Source organism: Bradyrhizobium sp. Kon10 (assembly GCF_055807395.1).
Genome location: NZ_JBVVOZ010000158.1, coordinates 1 through 340, shown reverse-complemented (window position 1 = coordinate 340; position 340 = coordinate 1). Strand labels below are relative to the sequence as shown.

At 67.9% G+C, this 340-nt stretch carries 1 protein-coding gene; it reads left to right on the top strand.

The window, feature by feature from the left end:
• Positions 1–340: porin (locus AC0L2O_RS36520; RefSeq protein ID WP_473373167.1), on the top strand; the 340-nt coding region annotated here is incomplete at both ends.

Sequence of the window (340 nt, the reverse complement as noted above, 5' to 3'; positions counted from 1 at the left end):
GCGACTTCCGCTCCGCGGCCGGCACGCGGTGGTACAACGACCAGCTCTGGATCGGCGGCTATGTCACGGGACCTGCGGCGGGCGCGATCCACTCCGCCTCGAGCGCCGCGCCAGCCGGGACCAGCGAGCAGTATGGGGCGGTCGCCCGTGTTGCAGGCAATCCCATCAGCGGCAAGGACTATTCGGTGCATATCGGTGCCGATGCGCAGTGGCTGATCCAGCCGCCGCGCAATCTCATCGCCAACACACAGACGGTCACGCTCAGCGACCGTCCGGAATTGCGTCTCGACCCGACGACGCTGGTGTCGACCGGTGCGATCGCCAATGTCTCGGGCGCGCA